This is a genomic window from Sodalis sp. (in: enterobacteria), assembly GCF_047607725.1.
Classification (GTDB): domain Bacteria; phylum Pseudomonadota; class Gammaproteobacteria; order Enterobacterales; family Enterobacteriaceae; genus JBLKSS01.
Genome location: NZ_JBLKSS010000331.1, coordinates 1 through 3,474 on the forward strand (window position 1 = coordinate 1; position 3,474 = coordinate 3,474).

A 3,474-nucleotide genomic window follows, 5' to 3' on the forward strand; every position below is an offset into this window, starting at 1 on the left:
GGAATAACTGATCGGATGTCGCCGGAACAGGTGATCGGATACGTCGGAATCTGCAGGGAGCAGGCCTTGGGGCAAGTAAAGAGGAAAATGGAACATTACGCGTTGTAAAGGCAAGGCGAAAAAAAACCGCCGCAGGCGGTTTCTCTTAATACGGTCGTGATTGTACGGCGGTAACCTGACGGCGTGGGGCGGATGTCAGAATTTTACGACGTGCGGATCATCTATATCATGCAAGGTTTCATCTTCACGGCAGTCGCCTTCCGCGCAATGGCCATAAAGATAGAGGCTGTGGTTAGTCAGTTTGATGTTGTGCTTTTTCGCGATGTCGCGCTGGCGCGCCTCGATAAACTCATCGCGAAATTCGATGACCTTGCCGCAATCCAGGCAAATCAGGTGATCGTGATGGTGTTGCTGGGTGAGCTCGAAAACCGATTTGCCGCCCTCAAAATTGTGGCGGGTGACAATGCCGGCGTCATCGAACTGATTGAGTACGCGGTAAACGGTGGCCAGCCCGATTTCCTCACCCATATCGATCAGCTTTTTATACAGATCTTCCGCACTGACGTGGTGGCATTCCGGGTCTTGTAACACTTCCAGGATCTTGAGCCTGGGAAGGGTCACTTTCAGGCCGGCCTTCTTTAATGCGATGTTATTGTCAGTCATGCGGGTTTGGTCCTGTTACTTGATAATCAAGTTATAAGCTAACACAGCTTATAACAATCGGCGGCCCGAAAAATGTATCACTGTCTCATTATAGAACTCGCGGTCAGGAATGAAAAAAAGACTCATTTTCATTATAGCCCACTCAGCGAGTAAGGACTATGCTACCTCTTTAGGTTTAAAAAATCACACAAAGTGTGGTGCCATTGTACTGCTTTGGCGGAAAAAGTTACAAAATTGTAGCTATCAATTTGAAAGGAATTATTTATCAAGCATACAATGCGGCGTCCTGCCGTCCGGGGAGGCCGGACGGCGGTAAGGCGTTAACCCAAATTCATCTCTTCGCGAACCTGTTTGACCCAGCCGTCGACGCGTTCGGCCGTGAGCTCGGGCTGCCGATCCTCATCAATGGCCAGGCCAATAAAGTGGTCGTCGTCGGCCAGTCCCTTGGACGCCTCGAAATGATAACCGGTGGTGGGCCAATGGCCGACCAGGGTGGCGCCGTGGGGTTCAATAATGTCCCGCAGGGTGCCCATCGCGTCGCAGAAATACTCCGCATAATCTTCCTGATCGCCGCAGCCGAACAGCGCAACAATCTTGCCGCTGAAATCGACATCTTCCAACGAAGGGAAAAAATCATCCCAGTCGCACTGCGCTTCGCCGTAATACCAGGTCGGGATACCCAGCAGCAGCCGGTCGTACTGTTCCAGATCTTCTTTGCTGCTTTTGGCGATGTCAAATACATCAGCAACATCGGTACCCAGTTGCTTTTGAATCATCTTGGCAATATTTTCGGTATTGCCGGTGTCACTGCCAAAAAAAATGCCTACACTCGCCATGAATATCAAACCTTATAAATATTAAGGGTATGCTCAATCGTCAACCTTAAGCTGATAAGGGCAATGATAGCAGACCCTCATTTAAGGAGATACCTGCCGGCGGGGGGTTTTTGCGCCAAATCCGCCCGCCGTTATCAAGCGCCCGCCGCGCCGTTGCCGGCGTGGTGCCTGTGCCACAAATGAGCGGCAGGCTGACGCGGGGGCCTGCTCCGTGTCACCGGTCAGTCAGCTTGATACCTGTCACACACATTACGCTCCGCTGACGCGGGACCCCTCCCTCAGCCAGCGGGCCGTTGGCGCTCAAGCTCCGCCAGCAGGATAAGTTCGATAAGCTCACTGCGGGAAATATCCCGCTGATCGGCCAATTTGTTCAGCGCATCCACCGCCTGCGCGTTGATTTTCAATTCCACTCGACGCAGCCCGCGCACTTTGTCGCGCCGCAACTGGTTACGCTTATTGATTCTGAGCTGCTCATCTCGTGAAAGGGGACTGGTCTTCGGCCGTCCCGGGCGGCGTTCATCCGTAAATAAATCCAGCGTGGTGCGCTCCGTTTGTTCTTTTGCCATAGTTGATGAAGGGAATATGCAACCGTAAGCGGCGGGGTCGCCGGCGGGTGGCCTGAGCCCTGGCCGGCGTCCTCCGTAGCGTTAGTTTCACCGGTCCCTGGAGGTTGCCGGCATCCAAAAAACCAGTCATCTTACCCCAGTGAAGTGGGTGACGACAATGGCTAACTGCCGCGCCCGCCTTATCCCTCCGCCAGAAAACGCGCGACGGCGCGCAGCACCGCCTCGGGTTTTTCGGCATGAACCCAATGGCCGGCGCCGGCCACTACGTGTGTGCGGGCGTGGGGAAATTGCTGGCGGAAAGTATCGCGGTAGCGGTCATCCAGATAGGGGGAATTGCCGCCGCGGACAAACAGTATCGGCCCCGGCAGGGGGCCTGCGTCTGCCAGCCGATAATGTCGGCGTAATTGTGTTTGATGCTGTCAAGAGCGAAACGCCATTGTCCCTGATGGAACGATTTCAGTAAAAACTGAATGGTGCCCGGATCGTCGATATCCTGTTCCATCAGCCGCGTGGCGTCGCTGGGCTGCGTCACCCCGGCCTGGCTGACGCGCGCCAGGGCGGCGAAAATGGCGAGGCCACCGGCGCCATATCGATCACCACCGCCGGTGCCAGCGCGCAAAGCGTCATCGCCACTTTGCCACCCATGGAATGACCGATGACGATACAGCGCTCAATAAGCAGCGCGTCTAGTAACGCCAGCACATCCCGTGCCATTTCGTCATAGCTCATGGTGGGTGCGTGGGGGGACAGGCCGTGGTTGCGCAAATCAATTTGCAGCGTGCGATGATTTTCACCCAGGGGACGGGGCAGTACGCCCAAATTATCCAGACTGCCGAACAAACCGTGGATCAGCACCACCGGCAGACCCTGTTCCGGCTGGCGCGCCGTCTGCAGCCGATAGTTCAATTTCATAGCGCTCCTTTTGCTGCGGATAAAAGCAGTAGCCTAGCATGAGTTTGGCACCGCTAACGCCGCGGCGGGGGAAAAAACGGCGCGTGCGCCAGCGGGCCGATTGCCCGGGCAGATTCTGACTTTTTCACCACAACGGCGGTTGGTGCTGTTCGTTGCCCGGGTTTAACTTGTATAATCGGGACGATTGATTTATGTGGAAATTAACGGATTACAATGAAAACTATTGAAGTCGATGAAGATCTTTATCGCTATATTGCCGGCCATACGCAGCACATTGGCAAAAGTGCCTCTGATATTTTGCGCCGTATGTTGAAGTTCACTCCCGGCGCCGACAAAGCGTCAACCCCCGCACCGGCGGTGACTTCTGCGGCAAAACCCTCAGAAAAATCGGAATCTGTTCGTCCACTGCCCGAGAGGGTTCGCGCAATGCGTGAATTATTGCTCTCAGACGACTATGCTTTGCAACGCAAGGTAGTGGATCGTTTCATGCTGGTGCT

3 protein-coding genes and 2 pseudogenes are annotated in these 3,474 nt (G+C 54.7%); 1 reads left to right on the forward strand and 4 read right to left on the reverse strand.

Annotated features, from left to right (window positions below):
* Nucleotides 1-195: 195 nt before the first annotated feature.
* The 4 genes and pseudogenes from fur to ACMX3H_RS19820 all read right to left on the reverse strand — a co-directional run bounded on the left by fur (nucleotide 196) and on the right by ACMX3H_RS19820 (nucleotide 2,977).
* Nucleotides 196-663, reverse strand: a complete 468-nt coding sequence (gene fur / locus ACMX3H_RS19805) for a ferric iron uptake transcriptional regulator (RefSeq protein WP_025422954.1) — start codon at nucleotides 661-663, stop codon at nucleotides 196-198.
* Between the two features lie 320 nt (nucleotides 664-983).
* Nucleotides 984-1,499, reverse strand: coding sequence for a flavodoxin FldA (gene fldA, locus ACMX3H_RS19810; protein WP_415210014.1), 516 nt, complete (start codon nucleotides 1,497-1,499; stop codon nucleotides 984-986).
* Nucleotides 1,500-1,777: 278 nt separating this feature from the next.
* Nucleotides 1,778-2,065: a LexA regulated protein gene (gene ybfE / locus ACMX3H_RS19815; protein WP_415210013.1), complete on the reverse strand. Its 288-nt coding sequence runs from the start codon at nucleotides 2,063-2,065 to the stop codon at nucleotides 1,778-1,780.
* Between the two features lie 179 nt (nucleotides 2,066-2,244).
* Nucleotides 2,245-2,977, reverse strand: a pseudogene (locus ACMX3H_RS19820) (alpha/beta fold hydrolase).
* Nucleotides 2,978-3,190: 213 nt separating this feature from the next.
* Here ACMX3H_RS19820 and ACMX3H_RS19825 point away from each other — a divergent pair.
* Nucleotides 3,191-3,474 (forward strand): annotated as a pseudogene (locus tag ACMX3H_RS19825) (replication initiation regulator SeqA); the annotation flags it as partial.